The 20816-nt window shown below is 70.5% G+C and carries 15 protein-coding genes; 7 read left to right on the forward strand and 8 right to left on the reverse strand.

Annotated features, from left to right (window positions below; translation table 11 throughout):
- Nucleotides 1–303: 303 nt before the first annotated feature.
- The 4 genes from NA3_RS11225 to NA3_RS11240 form a co-directional block, all read right to left on the reverse strand.
- The gene (locus NA3_RS11225) at nucleotides 304–2454 is read right to left on the reverse strand and encodes an ATP-dependent DNA helicase UvrD2 (protein ID WP_372464271.1); all 2151 of its coding nucleotides are present in this window, start codon (nucleotides 2452–2454) and stop codon (nucleotides 304–306) included.
- A 104-nt stretch (nucleotides 2455–2558) separates the two neighbouring features.
- Complete coding sequence (locus NA3_RS11230; RefSeq protein ID WP_062963443.1) at nucleotides 2559–3029, reverse strand: MarR family winged helix-turn-helix transcriptional regulator; 471 nt, start codon at nucleotides 3027–3029, stop codon at nucleotides 2559–2561.
- On the reverse strand, nucleotides 3026–3478 hold the full coding sequence (locus NA3_RS11235) for an EVE domain-containing protein (protein WP_062963444.1): 453 nt from the start codon (nucleotides 3476–3478) through the stop codon (nucleotides 3026–3028). The genes NA3_RS11230 and NA3_RS11235 overlap by 4 nt, the downstream gene beginning before the upstream one ends.
- A 41-nt stretch (nucleotides 3479–3519) precedes the next feature.
- Nucleotides 3520–3957, reverse strand: a complete 438-nt coding sequence (locus NA3_RS11240) for an SRPBCC family protein (protein WP_062963445.1) — start codon at nucleotides 3955–3957, stop codon at nucleotides 3520–3522.
- A 102-nt stretch (nucleotides 3958–4059) separates the two neighbouring features.
- Between NA3_RS11240 and NA3_RS11245 the strand changes: the two genes are divergently transcribed.
- Nucleotides 4060–4311: a mycoredoxin gene (locus NA3_RS11245; protein ID WP_305781562.1), complete on the forward strand. Its 252-nt coding sequence runs from the start codon at nucleotides 4060–4062 to the stop codon at nucleotides 4309–4311.
- A gap of 20 nt (nucleotides 4312–4331) precedes the next feature.
- On the opposite strand, the gene nudC is transcribed toward NA3_RS11245, so the two are convergent.
- Complete coding sequence (gene nudC / locus NA3_RS11250; RefSeq protein WP_062963447.1) at nucleotides 4332–5258, reverse strand: NAD(+) diphosphatase; 927 nt, start codon at nucleotides 5256–5258, stop codon at nucleotides 4332–4334.
- A 57-nt stretch (nucleotides 5259–5315) separates the two neighbouring features.
- Nucleotides 5316–6341: a potassium channel family protein gene (locus NA3_RS11255; protein ID WP_227995352.1), complete on the reverse strand. Its 1026-nt coding sequence runs from the start codon at nucleotides 6339–6341 to the stop codon at nucleotides 5316–5318.
- Between the two features lie 276 nt (nucleotides 6342–6617).
- Here NA3_RS11255 and NA3_RS11260 point away from each other — a divergent pair, with 276 nt between their 5' ends.
- Nucleotides 6618–7010, forward strand: coding sequence for a DoxX family protein (locus NA3_RS11260; protein ID WP_062963449.1), 393 nt, complete (start codon nucleotides 6618–6620; stop codon nucleotides 7008–7010).
- Between the two features lie 13 nt (nucleotides 7011–7023).
- On the opposite strand, the gene NA3_RS11265 is transcribed toward NA3_RS11260, so the two are convergent.
- Both NA3_RS11265 and NA3_RS11270 read right to left on the reverse strand, forming a co-directional pair.
- Nucleotides 7024–10782 (reverse strand): ATP-dependent helicase, encoded by a 3759-nt coding sequence (locus NA3_RS11265; RefSeq protein WP_084491439.1) that lies wholly within the window; start codon nucleotides 10780–10782, stop codon nucleotides 7024–7026.
- Nucleotides 10779–14291: an ATP-dependent helicase gene (locus NA3_RS11270; protein ID WP_062963635.1), complete on the reverse strand. Its 3513-nt coding sequence runs from the start codon at nucleotides 14289–14291 to the stop codon at nucleotides 10779–10781. Before NA3_RS11270 ends, NA3_RS11265 begins: the two co-directional genes overlap by 4 nt.
- 386 nt (nucleotides 14292–14677) lie before the next feature.
- Between NA3_RS11270 and NA3_RS11275 the strand changes: the two genes are divergently transcribed.
- The 5 genes from NA3_RS11275 to NA3_RS11295 all read left to right on the forward strand — a co-directional run bounded on the left by NA3_RS11275 (nucleotide 14678) and on the right by NA3_RS11295 (nucleotide 20808).
- Entirely contained in the window at nucleotides 14678–15430 is a 753-nt protein-coding gene (locus NA3_RS11275; RefSeq protein ID WP_062963450.1) for an alpha/beta fold hydrolase, read from the forward strand.
- Nucleotides 15430–15729, forward strand: coding sequence for an MGMT family protein (locus NA3_RS11280; RefSeq protein ID WP_062963451.1), 300 nt, complete (start codon nucleotides 15430–15432; stop codon nucleotides 15727–15729). Before NA3_RS11275 ends, NA3_RS11280 begins: the two co-directional genes overlap by 1 nt.
- A 91-nt stretch (nucleotides 15730–15820) precedes the next feature.
- Entirely contained in the window at nucleotides 15821–16558 is a 738-nt protein-coding gene (locus tag NA3_RS11285; RefSeq protein WP_062963452.1) for a VOC family protein, read from the forward strand.
- Between the two features lie 102 nt (nucleotides 16559–16660).
- A complete protein-coding gene (locus NA3_RS11290; protein WP_084491440.1) occupies nucleotides 16661–18394 on the forward strand; it encodes an NTP transferase domain-containing protein in 1734 nt (577 codons plus the stop codon).
- 116 nt (nucleotides 18395–18510) lie between these two features.
- The gene (locus tag NA3_RS11295) at nucleotides 18511–20808 is read left to right on the forward strand and encodes an arylsulfatase (protein ID WP_062963453.1); all 2298 of its coding nucleotides are present in this window, start codon (nucleotides 18511–18513) and stop codon (nucleotides 20806–20808) included.
- The last annotated feature ends 8 nt before the right edge of the window (nucleotides 20809–20816 follow it).

A 20816-nucleotide genomic window follows, 5' to 3' on the forward strand; every position in this document is an offset into this window, starting at 1 on the left:
TTGCATATGCGGATGCTTGCGGTCGAGCACCGCTAATGCTTGCGACAGACAGACCGGTCCCCTGCAAGGCGAGGACCCCCCGGGAGGCGGACACGACAGAAACCACCGGTGCCACAACGCTTCTCGAAGCGAGAGTCACGATGCTGTTCATTTTGTCTACCTCCCTCCTACTCGTTATCCGACTGATCACTGTGCGCGCCGGAATGCCCTCCCAGCGCGTGATCACCACCCTACGGGTGCGATACACAACCGCACAACCTATTTTTCACCTGCGGTTTCGTCACTCCGGCAGCCCTCGTCGAATCACCGGTTGCGCACCCGTGATCGCACGATCGCCAACAGCTCCGGGCCGAACTGCTGCGACTTCTGCTGTCCGATGCCCGGAATCGCGGCGAGCGCATCCTCGTCCATCGGCACCTGTTCCGCGATCGCGGTCAGCGTTTTGACGCTCATCACCGCGAACGGCTTGATCTGCAACTCCTCGGCCCGCTGCCGCCGCCACTCCTGCAGCGCGCCGAGCAGTTCGGTGTCGACCTCGGCCGGGCAGCCCGAACATCGCCCGAGCAGCGTGTCGGTGGAATTGAGCAGGGAACGCCCGCACACCCGGCAGACCGGCAACCGGCGGCTGCGGCCACCCCGAGCACCGGCCTGCTGAGCGACCATCGACGCCGGGGAATCCTCCGGCACCAGCCCGGTGAGAAATCGGCTGCGCCGCCGGTTGCGGCGCCGCCCGTCGGCACGCGACATCGCCCACGACAACCGCAGATGTTCACGCGCGCGGGTCACGCCCACGTAGAGCAACCGCCGTTCCTCCTCCAGCGCGGCCTCGTCGGTCACCGCGCCGCCCTCACCCAGCACGTGGGCGATGGGCAGGGTGCCGTCGGTGAGGCCGACCAGGAAGACCGCATCCCATTCCAGCCCCTTCGCCGCGTGCAGCGAGGCGAGGGTCACACCCTGCACGGTCGGGGGGTGGCGGGCCTCGGCACGGGCGGCCAATTCCCGCAGCAGTCCGGCGAATTCGAGGCCGGGATCGTGGGCGGCGAGCTCCTCGGTGAGCTGTACCAGTGCCACCAGCGACGACCAGCGCTCGCGGGCCTGCGCACCGGCCGGCTCCTCCGCGGTGAGCCCGAGCCGGGCCAGGACCGCGCGCACGAGCGTCACGACCTCGGAGCCGCGGGCCACGGGCAGATCGTCGCGGGCTCCGGCCTGCCGCAGCGCCTGCACCGCTTGGCGAACCTCGGACCGCTGGAAGAACCCCTCGCCGCCGCGAACCTGGTAGGGAATGCCCGCCTCGGTCAGCGCCTGTTCGTACACCTCGGACTGGGCGTTGATGCGATACAGCACGGCGATCTCGGCGGCCGGCACACCCCGCCCGAGCAGACCGGCGATGCCCTTGGCGACGGCGGCGGCCTCGGCGACCTCGTCGTCGTACTCGGCGAAGGACGGTTCCGGCCCGTCGGCGCGCTGCCCGACCAACTGCAGACGGGTCCCCGCGATGCGGCCGCGCGCGGCGCCGATCACGCGATTGGCCAGCGACACCACCTGCGGCGTCGATCGGTAGTCCCGTTCCAGCCGGACGACGGTGGCGTCGGGGAACCGCCGGGAGAAATCGAGCAGATAGGCCGGGCTGGCGCCGGTGAACGAGTAGATCGTCTGGTTGGCGTCGCCGACCACGGTCAGGTCGTCGCGATCGCCGAGCCACGCGTCGAGAACGCGCTGCTGCAGCGGGGTCACGTCCTGGTATTCGTCGACGACGAAGCATCGGTAGCGGCCGCGGAATTCCTCGGCCACGGCCGGATAGTCCTCGAGCGCGGCGGCGGTGTGCAGCAGCAGGTCGTCGAAATCGAGCAGCAGGCCGTCCGGGGTGTTCTTCAACGTCTCGTAGCCGGTGTAGACGGCCGCGATCTTGTCCGCCTGATACGGAATGTCGCGGTGGTGGCGCTGGGCGGCGCCGGGGTAGTCCTCCGGCGCGATGAGCGAGGCCTTCGCCCACTCGATCTCCCCCGCCAGATCACGCACATTCTCCGTCGCGGTCGGCAGGCCGGCGCGCTGGGCGGCCTGGGCGACGACCGCGAACTTGGAGTCGATGAGTTTCCACGGCACGTCGCCGACGATCTGCGGCCAGAAGTACTTCAGCTGCCGCAGCGCCGCGGCGTGGAAGGTGCGCGCCTGGACGGTGTGCGCCTCGCCACCGAGGCCGAGCGCACGCAACCGAGACCGCAGCTCACCGGCCGCCCGGGCCGTGAAGGTCACCGCCAGCACCTGATCGGCACGCACATGCCCGGCCGAGACCAGATGGGCGATGCGATGGGTGATGGTCCGGGTCTTGCCGGTGCCGGCGCCCGCGATCACACACACCGGCCCACGCGGCGCCCGCACCGCGGCTGCCTGCTCCGGGTCGAGCCCGTCGAGCCGCAGGCTGGTCGATGAGGTCGGGACAAGCACGCGCTCCATCATGACAGGCACCACCGACATACGCGCCGCCGCGACGACGCCCCCACCTGCCAGGCGCCGCGGGTACGTACCCGTCCTGTGCGCGGCCGGGGGGCGACCGGCGCTCAGCTCCGCGCGTCCCGCAGCGTCCGCAACGATGCGGCGAAGTCGGCGGTCCGGGCGTGCAACGGCCCGAAGAACGCCCGGTCGCAGTCCTCCACCGCGACGATCGCGCGATTCACCAGTGCCACACCGGCTTTCGTCGGGACCAGAGACTTCGCGCGCCGATCCTGCGGATGCTCCCGACGCTCGATCAGGCCCTTCTTCTCCAGAGCGCGCAACACCTGGGACGTCATCATCGGATCGGTGGCGGCATGGGCGGCGAGATCGCGCTGCGTGATCGGGGTACCGGCATCCGACCCGCCGAACCAGGTCAGCGCGGCCAGAAGGACGAACTGCACGTGGGTGAGATCGAACGGGGCCAGCGCCGCGCGCACCGCCGCCTGCCACCGGTTGGTCACCTGCCACAGCAACAGGCCGGGGCTTTCGTCGGCGCTGCCGAATTCCGTTCGCAGGGTACGGGCTTCCTCGCTCACCGGGCGGCCGCCGGCATCTCACCCGCGTCCTCTCCCAGCATGGCCCGGGAGATGACCTCGAAGTCGTGCGCGCTCAGTTCCACCACACCGCGCCGCAGCACGATGCCCCAGTTGGGGACGCTGGTGAGATCGAGGTCACCGCGCACGGTGTCGATCGCGACATCGCGCGCGTCCGGCCGGTAGTTCACCGCGCGCCGCCACGGCCGGAAGCAGCCGCCCCGATCGTCCGCCTGCCACACGGGCCGATCGTCGATGGTGCCGATCGCGGTGAACGACTTCACCGGATCTCCTTCCCGCATACCGGTTCTGGGCGAGTAGTAGACGAGCCCGTCACCCGGTCGCATCCGTTCGACCGCGGCACGTTTGCCGTGATTGGCCTGCGCGATGCCGAGCGCCACCCCGCGACGCACGTGATCGCGGGAGACGACGGCCAGCCAGTACTTGTTCATGATGTCCTCCTCGAACGATTCAGTGGGTGCCGGGAACCGATTCAGCGGGTGCCCGGCACGGCCCGGCGCGCCTCGGCCGTCTCGACCAGCGCCGCCAGGTCACGATGGACGGAATCGGCCAGTCCGCCGCCCATCAGCGTGGACCACAGCCGGCGCAGCGGGCCGGTCATCGAGATGGTCACCGACACCTCGGTGCCCGCGGCCGTCTCCACCACGCGATGAGCGAAGATCAGCCGCGCACCGAACAGCCGGGAGACGTCGACGAACTCGTCGCCGGTCAGCTTCTCGATCACGAACCCGACCTTCGGGCCTCCCTTCGGTTTCAAGGTGCCCGTGGCCCCCTCGACGAAGGGGCCGTCCAGCCGGACCCACTCGGTGTCGGCATTCCATTCCGGCCAGGTGGCCATATCCGCCCAGACCGCGAAGAAGTCGGCGGGTGCGGCGGCGGATACGGCGTGAGCTGCGGCGATCTGCGTCATTCATTTAGTATGCGCGCTTACTATCTGTGTGGCAAGTCCCCTCCGGCGGACATCACAGCCAGCTATGGGAACACGAAAAACCGATTCGATGTTCAATCAGGCGTGACTGCTACTGACCTGACCATGTACTCGACGACCTGGTGCGGCTACTGCCGACGCCTGAAGAAGCAACTCGACGAGGCGGGGATCACCTACACCGTCGTCGACATCGAACAGGATCCCGAAGCGGCCGAGTTCGTCGGCAGCGTGAACGGCGGCAATCACGTCGTGCCGACGGTCAAGTACTCCGACGGGTCCACCGCGACCAACCCGAGCCTCGCCCAGGTGAAGAGCGCCCTCGCCGCCATCGGCTGACCGACGGCGGCCGCGGCGAATCAGCCTGCCGCAGCCCAGGATTCGACGATGGTGCGGGCGATGGAGATGGAGCCCGGCAGCAGGAGCCGCTGCTGCTCGGCGTTTCCGGTGTCGCCGGTCACAGAACCCCACGCGCCCGCGGCCAGCGCCGTGCGCACCTCGTCGCGGGTGAACCAGTGGGCCTCGGCGATCTCGCCGTCGGAGAAGACCAGCGGCGCATCGGGATCGGCGACCGCGGCGAACCCCAGCATGAGCGAGCGCGGCAGCGGCCACGGCTGACTGCCGAGATAGCGGATATCGCGTACCGCGACGCCGACCTCCTCACGCACCTCGCGCTCGACGCAGCGTTCCAGCGACTCCCCCGCCTCGACGAAACCGGCCAGCAGCGAGAACATCTTCTCCGGCCAGCCCTGCTGACGGCCCAGCAGCACCCGGTCGCCGCCGTCGTGCACCAGGCAGATGATGGCCGGATCGATGCGCGGGAACTCCTCGTGCCCGGAGGCGTTGACGCGCGACCAGCCGGCATTCGAGACGGTGGTGGGGCTGCCGTCGACGGCACTGAATCGGGCGCGGTCGTGCCAGTTCAGCAGCGCCAGTGCGGTGGACAGGATGCCGAGGATCACATCGTCGAGGTGCAGCGCGCTGCCCACCACCCGCAGATCCATCAGCTGACCGTCGAGCTCGTTGTCGCGAACCGCCCAGATGTGCGAGCCGTCGACCACACCCAGCAGGACCGCCTCCGGCACCGGCTCGGCCGCGTAGTCCAGCGCCGCTTCCAGCACGAGCTGATCACCGTCGATCCGGACCTGCCCCCGCCGGTTCATCCGCACCAGTTTGGCCTCGACCCACCCTTGCTTCAACGCCTGCTCGTCCGAGCGCAACGTCTCGGCACGATCGAGGGCGGAACGCGACAGCAGTGGAAGACCATTCAGTTCGAATACCGACACGCTTCGAGAGTATCGCGGGGGTTGCGACATGCCGGGAGGAGGCATCCCCGGTCCGGGCTATTTGTGCACGCGACGGACGTAGAGGAGTTTGTCGCCGGTTTCCAGGGCGTCCACCTCGGGCTCGTCGACCCGGATCAGCGTGCCCTCCCGGACCACGCCGAGCACGATGTCACGCAGATGCCGCGGCGAGCCGCCGACCTCGTCGGATTCCACGTCCCGTTCGGCGATCGCGAATCCGGCCTCCGGGGTGAGCAGGTCCTCGATCATGTCGACGACGCTGGGGGTGGTGGTCGCGATACCGAGCAGCCGGCCCGCCGTCTCCGAGGAGACCACGACCGAATCCGCACCCGATTGCCGCAACAGATGGGTGTTCTCGGCCTCCCGGATCGAGGCGACGATCTTGGCCTTGGGATTGAGTTCGCGCGCGGTGAGCGTGACCAGCACCGCGGTGTCGTCCCGGTTCGCGGCGATGACCAGCGAGGCCGCATGCTGGGCTCCGGCCAGCCGCAGCACATCCGATTGCGTCGCCGAACCGTGCACCGTCACGAGCCCGGCGTTGGCCGCGGCGTCCAATGCGGTCGCGTCGGTGTCGACCACCACGATCTCGGCCGGTTGCGCCCCGTCGCCGAGCATCGCGTCGACCGCGGTCCGGCCCTTCGTCCCGTATCCGACGACCACGGTGTGATTACGCACCCTCTGCCTCCATCGCTGAATTTTGAACGCCTGCCGTGACCGCTCGGTGAGGACCTGCAGGGTGGTGCCGACCAAGACGATCAGGAACAGCACGCGCAGCGGGGTGATGACGATCGTGTTGATCAGCCGCGCCTGCTCCGTGATCGGGGTGATGTCGCCGTAGCCGGTGGTCGACAGCGAGACCGTCGCGTAGTAGGCGGCGTCGAGCAGGGTCAGTTCCTCACCGCGGTTGTCGTGATATCCCGCGCGGCCGAAGTAGACCACCAAGGTCGCCGCCACCAGCAGCAGCACCGCGAACGCGATCCGGCGGGCCAGCGACACCCACGGGCTGGTCCGGATTTCCGGAATGCGCAGAATGCCGACCAGCGCGTAGTCGGGACGATCCGTCAAACGGCCCAGACCTTGTGAGCTGTCACCGAACACGGTATCCCCCGGTTATGTCGTTGCTCACCTGTGCCACAGATCCGCAGCGTACCGGCCGGATGCCGACATGACGGACTGGGCACGCGCGTGGAGGGCGGAGGCGGCGGCGCGGCTACCCCGTGCACCCCGAGGACCGACACCGCGTGAGTGGGCAGGAGCGCGGCGGCGGCGTAGCGTCACCACGATGTGACCCCACGCGCGGCGGAGAGAGCGCGGCGGCCCGGGGCGAAGAAAGGACACAGCATGAGTGACGCCGGTCGGGCCTCGCAGCGGCGAGCGGTGCTGATGAGTACCGCGCTGTTCGGCATGGGCACGCTGCATTTCGTGGCGCCCAAGCCCTTCGATGCGATCGTGCCGCCCGCCCTGCCCGGACGGGCCCGCACCTACACCTACGCGTCGGGTGTGGCCGAAATCGGCGTGGCGGCCGCGTTGGCGGCCCCGCGCACCCGGCGGCTCGGGGGGCGGCTCGCGGTGCTGTTGTTCCTCGCGGTCTTCCCGGCCAACATCCAGTTCGCCGCCGACTCGGTGCGGAATCCGAAGGCGGCCAAGGCGATCAAGTGGGTGTCGGTGCTGCGGCTGCCGTTCCAGGTGCCGATGATCACCCAGGCCCTGCGCATCAGCCGCGAAGCCGCCTGAGGCGCAACAGGTTTCACTCGGACAGGTAGTCGGGGGCGAAATCGGCTTCGGACACCAGGTCCGGGTCGGGCGGGGGTTCGGCACCCGGGTCGGCGCCGAACTCCTCGCCGGGCGGAGGGTCCTCGGCGAGTTCCGGACCGTCCTGCGCCCGCGGGCCCGGCGCCCAGGGGGGCGCGACCTCGGCGATGAGTTCGGCCAGCTCGGCCGGCCCCGGAAGTTCGGCGGGCGCGACCGTCCGGCCGCTGCGGACGTAGTGGAATGCTGCGCCGACCCGGTCGAGCACGAGTTCTTCGGATTCCCCGGTCTGCGCGGCCATCATGCGGGCCCAGGCGACCCGGTAGACGGCCAGCTGCATCGCGACCGAGCGCTCCTCCGCGCGTGTCGGTTCCGCGCCGGTCTTCCAGTCCACGACCAGCCAGCGGCCGCCGGGTTCGCTGAACACCGCGTCCATCCGGCCGCGAATGAGCGTGCCGCCGATGCTGGTCTCGAATCCCACCTCGACGTCGATGGGATTGCGGTCGGCCCACGGCGAGGCCAGGAACGCCTCCTGCAACCGGATCAGATCGGCGTCGCCCGCATCACTGTCGGCGGCACCGGGCAGTTCGTCGAAATCGAGCAGCCCGACCGCGCCGAACCAGCGCTGCAACCACGCGTGAAACGCGGTGCCCCGCCGGGCGAGTGGGCTCGGTGGATACGGCAGCGGCCGCCGCAGCCGGGCCGCCAGTTTGGCCGGATCGGCCCGCATATCCACCAGCGCGGTGGCGGGCAGCTGCGCGGGCAATTCCACTTCGTGAATGCCCTCGGCCGTCGCGAAGTGCTCGGTGAGCAGGGCGTCCACATCCGCGGCCCAGCCTTCGGGATCCGGGTCGTGCTGGGCGGGTGCCGCGTCTTCCTCCTCGCCCGAACCGTTGCCGGAAGCCGCCGCACCGTTCGCGCCGGAGGCCGCCGGGTCGTTCGCCAGATCGGCGAACAGGTCGAGCTGGCGCGGGGATTCGAGTTCGTCCGGGTCGTCCTGGGCCCGGCGGGAGGGAACCGGAGGGACATCGGCCCGAGCGGGAGTGTGGCCGTTCGTCGTCTGCTTGCGATGATCGCGAGGGTCGGGCTCGGGCGGAAGGTGCGCGAGCGCGGTACGCACCCGGGCCGCGCCCGCTTCGACCGCACGCCGCCGCACGCCGAGCGGGTCGCGGGGCCAGTCGGCCACGGCGGGATTGTCGGTGAACGGGTTGGGTACATCCGGGGGCGGCGGGTCGGCCCACACGTCGACGCGCACGGTGCCGTGCCCGGGTGACTCCGGGTGTTCGGTCCACCGTTTCAATTCGAGCAGGAAATCCGAGGGCCCCTTCGGCGTGGAGCCGGTTTCGGCCCAGTGGTGGGCCGAAACGAACAGGGCGCGTTCGGTTCTGGTGAGCGCCACGTAGAACAGGCGGCGCTCCTCGTCGAGGCGGCGGCGGGCCAGCGCCTCCTTGTGCTGTTTGATCGCCCGTTCCAAATCCGTGCGGTCGTACAGCTCGGAGAGATCGAGGACCGGAACGCCATCGCGCACGGGCGCGGAACCCGGTGTGCCACCGTCGTCGTCGCGTTGCCGGTCACCACGCAGCGAGGTGGGGAGTTCGGCGAGCGCGCCCAGCCAGGTCGCGGCGGCGTTGCCGGAGGGAAACAGACTCCGCGATACGTGCGGTACGGCCACGACCTCCCATTCCAGCCCCTTGGCCGCGTGCACGGTGAGTACCTGGACGCGGTCGTGGGCCACCTCCACTTCGCCCGGCTCCAAACCGTTTTCGACCTCTTCGGCGGCGGCCAGGAAGCTCAGCAGGCCGGGCAGGGTGGCACGGTGGTCACCGGCGTAGCCCGCGACCACGTCGGCGAAGGCGTCCAGATGTTCACGCCCCGCACCGGCGCCCGCGGCCGCGCGGCGGGTCTGGGTCTCCACCCCGACCCCGATCGTGCGTTCCACATCGGCGACCAGTTCCGGCAGCGACTGCCCGCTGCGCTCACGCAGTGCCGCCAGCTCCCGCCCAAGGGCGACGATACGCGCATAGCCGAGCTCCGAATACCGTTGCGCCGGACCGGGATCGGCGATCGCGTCCGCGATACCGGCCTGTTCGGCGGGTTCGGGCGCCACCGCCCGCAACGCCTCCGACAATCCGGCCGCATCGGTGATGGGTTCCGCGCGTCCCGGCGCCCCGGCGATCGACAGCTCGCGCGCCCGTGCCGACAACGCCTTCAGATCGCTCACGCCCAGCCGCCAGCGTGCGCCGGTGAGGATGCGCATCGCGGCGCTGCCGGCCGCCGGATCGGCGATCAACCGCAGGGTGGCGACGATATCGGCCACTTCGGGGGTGGCGAGCAGACCACCCAGGCCGACGATCTCCACCGGCAGCCCCCGCGCGCGCAACGCCTCGGCCAGCGGCGCCGCGTCGGCGTTGCGGCGCACCAGCACCGCGGAGGTCGGTGGCGGCCGTCCGGCGTCGGCACACTGCTCCCATTCCGCGGCGATCCGCTCGGCAACCCACGTCCGTTCGTCGGCAACGGTTTCGGTGAGAGCCAGCGCGACGGTTCCGGCCGTCGCCTGCGGCCGGGGACGCAACGCGTCGACCGTGACCCCGCCCTCGGCGCCGCGCAGTGGTTCGGCGACCAGATTCGCCAGATCCAACGCCTCCGGCGGATTGCGCCAGCTCGTCAGCAGCGGCAGTACCGGCGCGGCGACATTCGGGGCAGCCGGGAAATCGGTGGTGAAGCGGGGCAGATTGGCCGCCGACGCGCCGCGCCAGCCGTAGATGGACTGCATCGGATCGCCGACCGCGGTCACCGCCGGGCGGGTGGCGAAATCCGTCGGCGGCACCTCGGCGCCGATACCGACCGCGGCGCGATCGCCGAACAAGGCCGCGAGCAGAATGCGCTGGGCGTGCCCGGTGTCCTGATATTCGTCCAGCAGCACCAGGCGGAACCGCTCGCATTCCGCCGCCCCGACCTCGGCGTGGGTGGCGGCCAGCCGCGCGGCCAGCGACATCTGCGAGCCGAAATCCAATGCGCCGCGCCGCCGCAACTCCTCGCCGAGCCGAGCGACCAGCGGCAGCAGCGCCACCCGATCCTGCTGGGCCTTGACGATCGCGCGCAACTCCTGATTCGGCCCGCCGCGTTGGCGGGGACCGGGCGGCAGCGTCTCCACCAGCCGCTCCAGCTCCCGATGCGCCACCGCCAACTGCTCAGGCTCCACCAGATGTTCGGCGAGCTGCCCGGACAGCGCCAGCACCGCCTCGGTGACCGACACCGGTGTGCGCTCGGTATCGAGATCACCGTCCCAGCCGGTGACCACGCGATGCGCGAGCTGCCACAACTGCGTTTCGGTGAGCAGTGTGGCCGAGGGCTCGACGGGCAGCAGCAGACCGTGTTCGGACAGCAGCCGCCCGGCGTAGGAGTGGTAGGTGCTGATCTCCGGCTCGGAGCCGACGAGGGTCGCGCGCAGGCGGCCGGTGCTGTCGATCTCGCGCAGCAGCGGCGATCCGGCCAACCGCGCCAGACGGGTGCGAATGCGAGTCGTCAACTGCTGCGCGGCTTTTCGGGTGAACGTCAATCCCAGCACCGCGTCCGGGGCCACCAGCCGATTGGCGACCATCCAGACCACCCGGGCGGCCATCGTCTCGGTCTTACCCGCGCCGGCGCCGGCCACCACGAGCGTGGGCCCGAGCGGTGCGGCGATGACGGCGGACTGTTCGTCGGTGGGTGGCGGCAGGCCGAGCGCCTGCGCCAGCTGCTCCGGCGTGATCGTCATCGATCCGTCACCTGGCGGCCGGTGTCCTGCACCGGGCAACTGCCCGCCACCTGGCAGTGCCGGCAGCCGTCGTTGCGCATCGCCAGGAATCCGGGCCCGCGGGTGGCGGCCGCCGCATCGTGAATCGCCTTGCGCCACTGGGCGATACCGTCGGAATCCAGCGCGGTCTGCAACCGCTCGGTGGCCCCGTCGCGACTGGGTTTGGCCACGTAGACGAGTCGGGCGCCGCCCGGTTCGACCCGGTCGCCGTCCACCTCCGCGGCGAATCCGCCCGCGCCGGCGGCCACCTGGTACGTGGCCAGCTGAGCGTGGTCCTGAGCCGCTTGTTTGGAGATCGGGGTCTTGCCGGTCTTGACGTCGACGATGACGAAGCGCCCCAGCGCATCCCGCTCCACCCGGTCGACCCGGCCGCGGATACGCACCGGCACCTCGTCCGGATCGCGGGCCGGCAGGACGCAGTCCACCGGCACCTCGACACCGACCTCGGCCAGCTCGGCGCGGGTGTTGCGCAACCAGGCCAGGAACGTGTCGACCATGGATTCGGTGCGACGCAACTCCAGGCGGGAGTGCCAGCTGTGCGGGCCGTCCTCCCCGGACGTCGGGTCGACGGCCTTCCACGCCTTGACCAGCGCCGCCTTCACCTGCTCCTCGGTCACCCGCCCGGCCAGGGCCTGGACCAGGGTATGCACGAGATTGCCCTTGACGGCATGCGGGTTGTCCCCGTCACTGCCACCGTGCCGTTCCAGCGCCCAGCGCAGCGGACAGGTCTGCAACAGCTCGACCGTCGACGGCGAGAGGGCGACCGGCCCGTCCCCGTCGTCCCACAGCGCCAGTTCCGAACTCGGGTCCGCGATGCCGTACCACTCGTCCGGATGCGCGCCGCGCACACCGGCCGCGGCCAGCCGGGCCAGCTGGGTGGCGGCCCGCTCCCGGCGGGCGGGATCGGCGCCGTCGTCACAGACCACGCCGCGCAATTCGGCGATCAACGCCTGTGCGACCAGCGCGCGCCCCGGATCGACCGGTGGCGGAATGCGTCCCGGCTCCCCCGGTTCGGCCTCCGGATCGAGTTCGGCCAGGAATCGGGAGGGCACCAGATCGCGGTCGCCGGTGACGGATTCGACCGCCGTCACCAGCAGGCTGTGCCGGGCCCGGCTGCACGCCAGCAGCAGCAGCCGGCGCTCCTCGGCGAGGATCGGCGCGGCCCGGCTGACCTGCTCGCCCGGATCGGCCACACCCCCGACGAGGTCGACCAGCTCCTCGATACCGAGCAGGGTCCCGCGCGGACGCAGGTTGGGCCAGATCCCCTCCTGCACTCCGGCAACGGCCACCACATCCCATTCCCGGCCGGCCGCGGCGTGCGCGCTCACGATCGCGACCGCGTCACCGGGCTCGGTCAGCGGAGCCGAATCCTGGTTGATCTCCTGCTGTTCCAGATATTCGACGAATCCCTCGACGGAGGCACCGGGCAGCCGGTCGACGTAGGCGGCAGCGGCGTCGAACAACCCCACCGCGGCATCCAGATCGCGATCGGCCTGCACGGCGCCCGGCCCGCCGCGCTCGGACTGCGCCACCCAGCGCTTCTCCAGCCGCGACGCCGTCCACAACGCCCACAGCGCATCCTCGACCCCGGCCCCGCGGCGCAGCGCCCGCCGCGCCCGGTCGACCGCCCGCAGGACCCGCACCAGCGGCGCCACCTCGACCTCGGTGAGCCGGTCCAGCAGCGCCCGATCGCCCACTCCGGTGATCAGGTCGCGCAGCACGACCGCCGAGGACCGGTCGAGTTCGGAATAGGGTGCGGGGGCCTCCGACGACTCCTCGACGGCCGACGAGCCGCGCGCCGGCCCGCCCGCCGGTGGTGCGGAATCGGCGTCACCGGGTTCGCCTGTCCTCGTGGGTAATTCGGCTGCCGTGTCGGCGACCGGCTCCGCCTCGCCGGGGCCACTCACGTTCGGCTCGGCCCGGGGATACCCGCGCTCGATCAGCGCGCGGCGAACGCCTCGGCGCAGGCGGCGCAGACTGATCTGATCCGCGCCGCCGAGCGGGCCCAGCAGCAGATCGAGCGCATCGTCCTCGGAGAACATCTCGGGGCGCCCACGTTCGACCACCAGCAGGGCGCGCAGCGACTGCAGCATCCAGGCCGCGCCGCGCCGCCGGGCCAATGGGGTATCCGGTTTCGGTTGCAGCACCGGCACTCCCGCGGCGGTGAGCGCGCGGCGCAGCGGCCCCAGCGACAGCGGCACCGAGCGCACGACGACCGCCATCCGCGACCACGGCACCTCCGCGGTGAGGTGGGCCCGCCGGAGGTGGTCGGCGATCAGCGCCGCCTCCTTGGCCGGAGTGGTGAGTACCCGCACCAGCACCTGCCCGTCGACCGCCGGATCGCCGAGCAGATGCGGGCCGCCGGTCCGCGCGTCGAAGCGATGCTCGGTTCGGCCCGGCATGCGGGCGGCGATCCGGGCGACCGCGTCGTGAACCGCCGGCGCGCAGCGATGATCGTCGTGCAGGATGATCCGGCGTTCGGGCGGGGCGTCCGGTTCGGTGACGAAACGGGTGTCCGCACCCCGGAAACTGAAGACCGCCTGATCCGGGTCGCCGGCCACGACGGTGGTCGCCGGCCCCGATCCGATCGCGCGAATCAGTTGCGCGGCAAGCGGATCCACATGCTGGGCGTCGTCGACGAGGAGGGTGCGGAGGCGTTCGCGCTCGGCGGCGAGCAGTTCGTCGTCCTCGATCAGCACGTCCAGTGCGGCGCCGACCAGTTCGGCGGCGTCCAGGGCGGGCGCGCTGGCCTCGGGGGCTTGGACGCCGACCGACCAGCGCAACAGCATCGACTGTTCGTAGCGCTGCGCGAACGATCCGGCCGCCTCCCACTCCTCGCGTTCGTGCAGGCGCCCCAGTTCGATCAGATCCTCGGGTCCCAGATCACGCTCGGTGGCGCGCAACATCAGATCGCGCAGTTGCTCGGCGAAACCGTTGGTGCCGAGGGCGGCGTGCAGGCGCGGCGGCCACAGCACCTCGCCGCCGGCGGACATGTCGGCGAGTTCGCCGCGCACCATCTCACGCAGCACCACGTCCTGTTCGGCGCCGGTCAGCAACCGCGGCGGCGGATTGCCCCGGGCGGCGGCATGCGTGCGCAGAATCGCGAACGCATAGGAGTGCACCGTGCGCACCATCGGCTCGCGGCTCGCGCCCGGCACCCCGCCGAGTTCGGGCGCGAGGGCGGCCAACTGCCGGGTGAGGGCGTTGCGGACCCGCAGGGCGGCCTGTTTGGAATGGGTGAGTACCAGCACCGATTCCGGATCGGCACCCGCGACGATGCGATCGACGGCGAGATCGGTGAGCAGCGCGGTCTTCCCGGTGCCGGGGCCGCCCAGCACCTGCCAGGGCCGCCAGCCCGGGTCCGCACCCGACCCACCCGCGAACAGCGTTCGGACATCGGCACCCCATTCGCGTGGCCGGGGTGCGGTCTCACTGCGGCGCACCAGTCGCACCGAGCTATCCGATCGCATCACACGCGCTATTTCAACAGACACCCCCGACAAAATTGAATTCCGTGACAGCAAACGCACCCCGTGCATCGGATGTGTCCGAGCTGTGATCGGCGCCACGCCCATCGGGGCGGTATTCACGAATTCGCGCCGGTGTCCGCCGGTGACCGGTAATGCCTGGTAGAAGGCTTGTGTGCGCTGCCGCACGGCAGCGCTTCCGGGCCGCTGCGAATATCGGACCGAAAATCTCACCGCCGCAGTCGTTCCCCGCCAGTTGACCGGCACGGCCAGTCCCCGGCTATCCCCGCGGCCGAGTCGCGCGACCATTCGCTTGCGCGGCAACACCTTTCCGGATCCTCGGGTGTGCAGCGGTCGCACCGCCCGGCCGGTGGCGGCACAATGATCGAGTGCCCGACGTCCATATTCATCGATTCGGTCCCGCCGACGGCCCACTGGTTCTCGCCCTGCACGGCTTGACCGGACACGGGCGGCGGTGGAGCGCGCTGGCCGAGGGGCACCTGCCCGAGGTGCGCATCGTCGCTCCCGACCTGCGCGGCCACGGGCGGGCGAGTGCGCTACCACCGTGGACCTTCGAGCAGATCGTCGACGACCTGGTTCCACTGCTCACCGAACCGGCCGTCGTGCTGGCGCATTCGTTCGGGGCGGCGGTCGCGATCCATCTGTCCCGGCACCGTCCCGATCTGGTCCGCGCGCTGGTACTGCTGGATCCCGCGATCGGTCTCGATCCGGTCCTGCTGCACGACATCGCCGAAGCGGGTCTGGCCCGGCCCGACTACGCCGACGTCGCCGAGGCGCGCCACGACAAGCTCGAGACGGCCTGGGCCGATGTGGACCCCGGACTCCTCGAGGCCGAACTCGCCGAACACCTGGTCGCCACTCCCGAGGGCCGGGTCACGTGGCGGATGAGCCTGCCCGCCGTCACCTCCTACTGGAGTCAGCTGGCGCGCGCACTGGTCCTGCCGCCGCAGCAGATCCCGACCGTGCTGGTCCGGGCCGGTAAATCCCCGTTCGTCACCCCCGCGGCTCTCGCGGCGTTCGCCACGCTGCCGCATTTCACGCTGCACGAATTCGACTGCGATCACATGGTCGCCCAGGCCCGGCCCGCCGAGACCGCCGACGTCGTGCGGTCGGTGCTCTGATGCCGACCTCCGACGCCGAAATCGAGCGGGTGCGGGAGCTGGTCGCGGCCATTCCGCCCGGACGAGTCGCCACCTACGGCGATATCGCGGCGGCCGCCGGACTGTCGACCCCGCGAACCGTCGGCTGGATCATGCGCACCGATTCCGCCGATCTGCCCTGGCATCGGGTCCTGCGCGCCGACGGCACTCCGGCCGCCCATCTGGTGCAGCGCCAGTTGCGCCGGCTGGCCGAGGAGGGCTGCCCGATCCGCGGCGACCGCGTCGACCTGGCCGCCGCCCGGCACCGATTCGAATCCTGACCACACCGCACAATCCGGCGTCCGACCGGGCGATCGACCCGCGGATATCCGAATTCGCCCATTACTCCTGTTCGGCGGTTACCGTGGAGGAATGACCACCCGTCTGGCGTGCGTGGTGTTCGATGCGATCCGGCCACGGAACGTGGCGCGGTTCTGGGCGGAGTTGCTCGACTGGCAGATCACCGTGGACCGTCCGCACGCGGTCGAGGTGGCTGCTTCCGACCCGGATGCCGCTGATGTGTCGTTGATGTTCCTGCCGGCGGCCGGACCCAAGTCCGGGAAGAATCGCATCCATCTCGATGTGGTGGGTCGTTCGCTGGATCATCAACGCATGCAGGTGGATCGGGCGCTGGCACTGGGCGCGCGGCCGATCGACATCGGGCAGGGCGAGGTGCCCTGGACGGTACTCGCGGATCCCGAGGGCAACGAATTCTGTGTCCTCGAACCGCGCGAGGAATACGTGGATACCGGCGCGGTCGCCGCGATCGTCGTCGACACGCCGCATCCCACCCGGCTGGCCCGTTTCTGGGAGACCGCCGCGGGCTGGCCGCTGACCCACGACGAATCGCGCATGTCCGGAATCCGTTCGGCCACCGGGCAGGGGCCGTGGCTGGAATTCCTGCGCACCCAGGTCGCGGCCCGCGAATGCGATCGGGTCCACCTCGATGTCGTCACCTACTCGACCGGTGATCCCGCGGACGAGGTCGCCCGGCTCACCGCCGCCGGTGCCGTCCCCTGCCAGGGCGCCGCGGTGCATCCGCCGGCTCAGGCGATGCTGACCGATCCGGAGACCAACCGCTTCCGGTTGCTGCGTGCGCCCTGCGATTGACGCGGCCGCGGCAGACGACGGGCCCGCGCCCGTCCGCGCCGTTCGCCGTCCGATGTGGGCGGATTACCATCGGTCCATGATCAACCTCCCGGGTGAGCCGCTGTGACGACCGTCGACGCGATCGTGCTGGCCGGTGGGCGGGCGACCCGGATGGGCGGGGTGGACAAACCCGCGATCGCGGTCGGCGGGCGGTCGATGCTCACCGTGGCGCTGGACGCGGTGGCCGACTGCGTGCGCACGGTGGTGGTCGGCCCGCATCGGCCCGAGCTGGCGCCCGAGATCCGGCAGGTGCAGGAGGTGCCGGCCGGAGCGGGCCCGGTCGCGGCCGTCGCCTGCGGGGTGCGCGCCCTCGAGGAATGCGATTTTCCGGCCGATCTGGTCGTGGTCCTGGCTGCCGACCTGCCGTTCCTCACCGCCGCCGCGATCGGCGAATTGATCGGGCACGCAACCGCTTCCGACGCCGACGCGGTCTTCGCGACCGACGAATCCGGCCGTCCGCAGTATCTGGTCGGGGTGTGGCGGCGGTCGGCGCTGCTCGCGGCACTGCGGCAATTGGATTCGGTGACCAATCAGCCGATGAAAGCGCTGGTTCCGGTCGACACCCTGATGGTGCCGCTGTCCGGCATCACCGATTGCGACACCCCGGAACAGGTGCGCGCGGCGCAGGCCGCCGCACCGGCGTTGTCCTTGGCACAGGCACGCGACATTCTGCGCACCGGCATCACGCGGCTGCCGGTGCACGAGGCCCGGCCGGCGGCGGTGCGGGGCGCGGCGCTGGCGGCCCCGCTGCGCGCTGCCTCGCCGCTGCCGCGCTTCGATGTGTCGGCGATGGACGGCTACGCCGTGTCGGGCGCGGAACCGTGGCGGCTACGTCACGACGTCGGCTTCGCCGGCGGTGAGCGACCGGTGGGCCTGCTCGCCGGTGAGGCGGTCCGCATCGCCACCGGCGCCCACGTCCCGGAGGGCACCGACACCGTGGTGCGCGACGAATTCGTCCGGCTCGACGACGGGCTGCTGCGGCGACTGCCCGACGCACCGGTCCGCGACGATGTGCGCCACCGCGGCGAGGATTGGGACAGCGGCGATATCGTCGCCGCCGAGGGCACCCCCGTCAACGCGGCGCTGATCTCCGTCGCGACCGCCGCCGAAGTGGTCACCGCCCAGGTCCGCGGGCCGGTGTGCGCGCGAATCGTCATGACCGGAGACGAGATTCGCAGCGAAGGTCCGCTGCACAGCGGCCAGACCCGCGATTCGGTCGGCCCCGTTTTCCCGGAGTTGTTGTCCTGGCACGGAATCGAATCGTCGGACCGGGTGCATCTGCGCGATACACCCAACGGATTCGACGATGTGCTCGCCGATACGACCGACGACCATCTTCTGGTCGTGGTCGGCGCGACCGGCGGCGGCGCGGCCGATCAGCTGCGTGGCGCGCTGGACCGGGCCGGGGCGCGAATTCTGGTGCATCGCTTGCGCATGCGCCCGGGCGGCTCCACGGTGGTCGCCGAATTGCCGGGCGGCCCCGTGGTTCTCGGCCTGCCCGGTAATCCCTACGCGGCTGTGGCGACGCTGTGGGCACTCGCCCCGGCGATCGTCTCCGGCCTCACGGGGCGCACACCGGCGCGGGTGCGGACCGGACCACTCCGCAACGCCGGTGACGTCTCCGGCCCGGTGCCGCGCATCCTGCCCGCGCGGGCCGCGGACGAGGGCGGCTGGATCGCCGACGGGCATGTCCGCACCGCTCACCTGGCGGGTCTGCTCGATCGCGACGGTCTGGTCGTCGTTCCCCCCGACGCCACCGACGGCGAGCTGGTCGAATATCTGCCGCTGCCGGGCTGACACCGCGACAACCGGGCGAACCTCGAATTCCGCCGCCCCGTGCCCGGCCGACGCCGGTTGCGCGCACCGTGCGCCGAACCCTGGTGGCAGCACGCCGCGGCGGGTTCCCTGGTCGTATGCCAGTGCCCGAGTATGCCCGCGGATACGACGCCTTCACCGGCGAGATCGGCCGGACCACCGCCGAATCCACCCCGGCGTGGGACTACCCGCCGAGCGCGCCCGCGGGGGCGCCGAACATCATCGTGGTGCTGGTCGACGATATGGGTTACAGCGATATCGGCCCGTTCGGCTCGGAAATCGAGACGCCGACCTTGAACCGGCTGGCCGAACGCGGGGTCCGGCTCACCAATTACCACACCACCCCGCTGTGCTCGCCCTCGCGCGCGGCCCTGCTGACCGGTCTCAATTCCCATCGCGCCGGATTCGGCTTCGTCGCCAACGCCGACCCCGGCTACCCGGGGCTGCGCCTGGAACTCGCCGACGATGTGCTGACCCTGCCGGAGATGTTGCGGGCCGGCGGCTATGCCACCTACGCGGTCGGCAAATGGCATCTGGTACGCGACGCCACGATGAACCCTGCGGCCCACCGTGATTCGTGGCCGACACAGCGTGGATTCGATCGGTACTACGGTTCGCTGGAGGGTTTCAACTCGTTCTTCTACCCGAACCAGATCGTCTCCGACTCCTCCGTCGTGGATGTCGAGCAGTATCCGGAGGACTACTACGTCACCGACGACCTGACCGACAAGGCGATCACCTACCTGAAGGATCTGCGCGCCCACAACGCCGACAAGCCGTTCTTTCTCTACTTCGCCCATGTCGCCATGCACGGCCCGCTGCAGGCCAAGGACATCGACCTCGCGAAATATCGGGGGCGATACGCGCAGGGCTGGGATGCGGTGCGACAGAGCCGATTCGCCTCCCAGCTGGCGCAGGGACTGTTCGCGCCCGGAACCGAGCAGCAACCGCGCAACACCGAACCGGGCTACGAAGCGCAGGAGTGGGATTCGCTGAGCGCCGAGCAGCAGCGCCGCTTCGCCCGGTACATGGAGGTGTACGCCGCGATGGTCGACAGCATCGACCAGAGTCTCGGGCGGGTGCTCGACACCGTCGAGCAGTTCGGCGAACTGGACAACACGATCGTGGTGTTCACCTCCGACAACGGGGGCACCGCCGAGGGCGGCCCGGTCGGAACGCGCAGCTATCTGGCCGAATTCGTACATGTGGACGATCCGGAATGGGTGGGCGATGTCCCGCACGACGAGGATCTGATCGGCACCGCCCGTCTCGGCGTGCACTATCCGCGGGGCTGGGGGCAAGCGTCGAACACCCCGTTCCGGTTCTACAAGGGCCAGACCTTCGCCGGTGGGGTGCGAGTGCCGTTCATCATCTCCTGGCCGAAGGGTCTGCCGGACAACGCGATTCGCGACGAATACGTGTACGTCACCGATCTGGCGCCGACCTTGCTGGAACTGTCCGGAGTCTCGCGTCCGTCCGTGCGAAAGGGACTGCCGGCCAAGGAATTCGACGGCGTATCGGCGGCACGGGTGCTGCGCGACCGCGATGCCCGCTCCCGGCATGTCGAGCAGTATTCGGAAATGACCGGCCATCGCGGCTTCTACCGGGACGGCTGGAAACTGCTCGCGTTGCACGAGCCCGGCGCCGACGTGGACGCGCCACGCTGGCAATTGTTCGACGTGCGCGCCGACCCGACCGAATTGCACGATGTAGCAGCGCAATTCCCGGACAAGGTCCGGGAGCTCGCCGCAGCGTGGGATGAGGCGGCCTGGCTCAACACCGTCTTCCCGCTGCTGACCAGACAGGATCTCGCCCGCCGCCGGCCCGAGGAGGCGCGGCTGTCGAAACCGCTGCGCATCCTGCCCGGCACCCCGACGCTGGAACGCTATCGCTCCCAACGACTGATCGCCTACCGCGATTTCGCCGTGACCGCCGAACTCGACGGTTATCGGCCCGGTGACCAGGGCGTGCTGGTGGCCCACGGCGATCCGCAGGGTGGCTATCTGCTGTACGTCGAGAACGGCCGAATCGCCTTCGGCTTCAACTCCTTCGGCCGCTACACGGAGGTCTCGGCATCCCTTCCGGCCGGTACCCGGGAGATCACGCTGAACGCGACGGTTCGCCCGCGCCTGCGCTGGGATTTCGCCCTCACCCTCGACGGCAACCCGGCCGCGACCCTGCCCGACCGAGTGCAACTCGTCGGCATGGCACCGTGGACCGGCATCTCCGTCGGTGTCGACGCCCGCGGACCCGTCGCCTGGGAGGTGCGGCAGCGTCGCGGGCCCTTCCGCTACACCGGTGGATTGCGCGCGGTCACCTACACCCCGGGGCCGCTACAGGTCCCGGAGCAGGTGGTGCGGGCGGTGGAGTCGGAGGCGGAACTCGTGGCCGAATAGCGTGGTCC

The sequence above is a fragment of the Nocardia africana NBRC 100379 genome, assembly GCF_001612635.1.
Taxonomy (GTDB): domain Bacteria; phylum Actinomycetota; class Actinomycetes; order Mycobacteriales; family Mycobacteriaceae; genus Nocardia; species Nocardia africana.

Bases quoted from the DNA above. Each gene is read 5' to 3' on its own strand.
- NA3_RS11225 (WP_372464271.1), bottom strand. From the start codon at position 2,454: ATGGAGCGCGTGCTTGTCCCGACCTCATCGACCAGCCTGCGGCTCGAC.
- NA3_RS11235 (WP_062963444.1), bottom strand. From the start codon at position 3,478: ATGAACAAGTACTGGCTGGCCGTCGTCTCCCGCGATCACGTGCGTCGC.
- NA3_RS11240 (WP_062963445.1), bottom strand. From the start codon at position 3,957: ATGACGCAGATCGCCGCAGCTCACGCCGTATCCGCCGCCGCACCCGCC.
- NA3_RS11260 (WP_062963449.1), top strand. From the start codon at position 6,618: ATGAGTGACGCCGGTCGGGCCTCGCAGCGGCGAGCGGTGCTGATGAGT.
- NA3_RS11265 (WP_084491439.1), bottom strand. From the start codon at position 10,782: ATGACGATCACGCCGGAGCAGCTGGCGCAGGCGCTCGGCCTGCCGCCA.
- NA3_RS11270 (WP_062963635.1), bottom strand. From the start codon at position 14,291: ATGCGATCGGATAGCTCGGTGCGACTGGTGCGCCGCAGTGAGACCGCA.
- NA3_RS11280 (WP_062963451.1), top strand. From the start codon at position 15,430: ATGCCGACCTCCGACGCCGAAATCGAGCGGGTGCGGGAGCTGGTCGCG.
- NA3_RS11285 (WP_062963452.1), top strand. From the start codon at position 15,821: ATGACCACCCGTCTGGCGTGCGTGGTGTTCGATGCGATCCGGCCACGG.
- NA3_RS11295 (WP_062963453.1), top strand. From the start codon at position 18,511: ATGCCAGTGCCCGAGTATGCCCGCGGATACGACGCCTTCACCGGCGAG.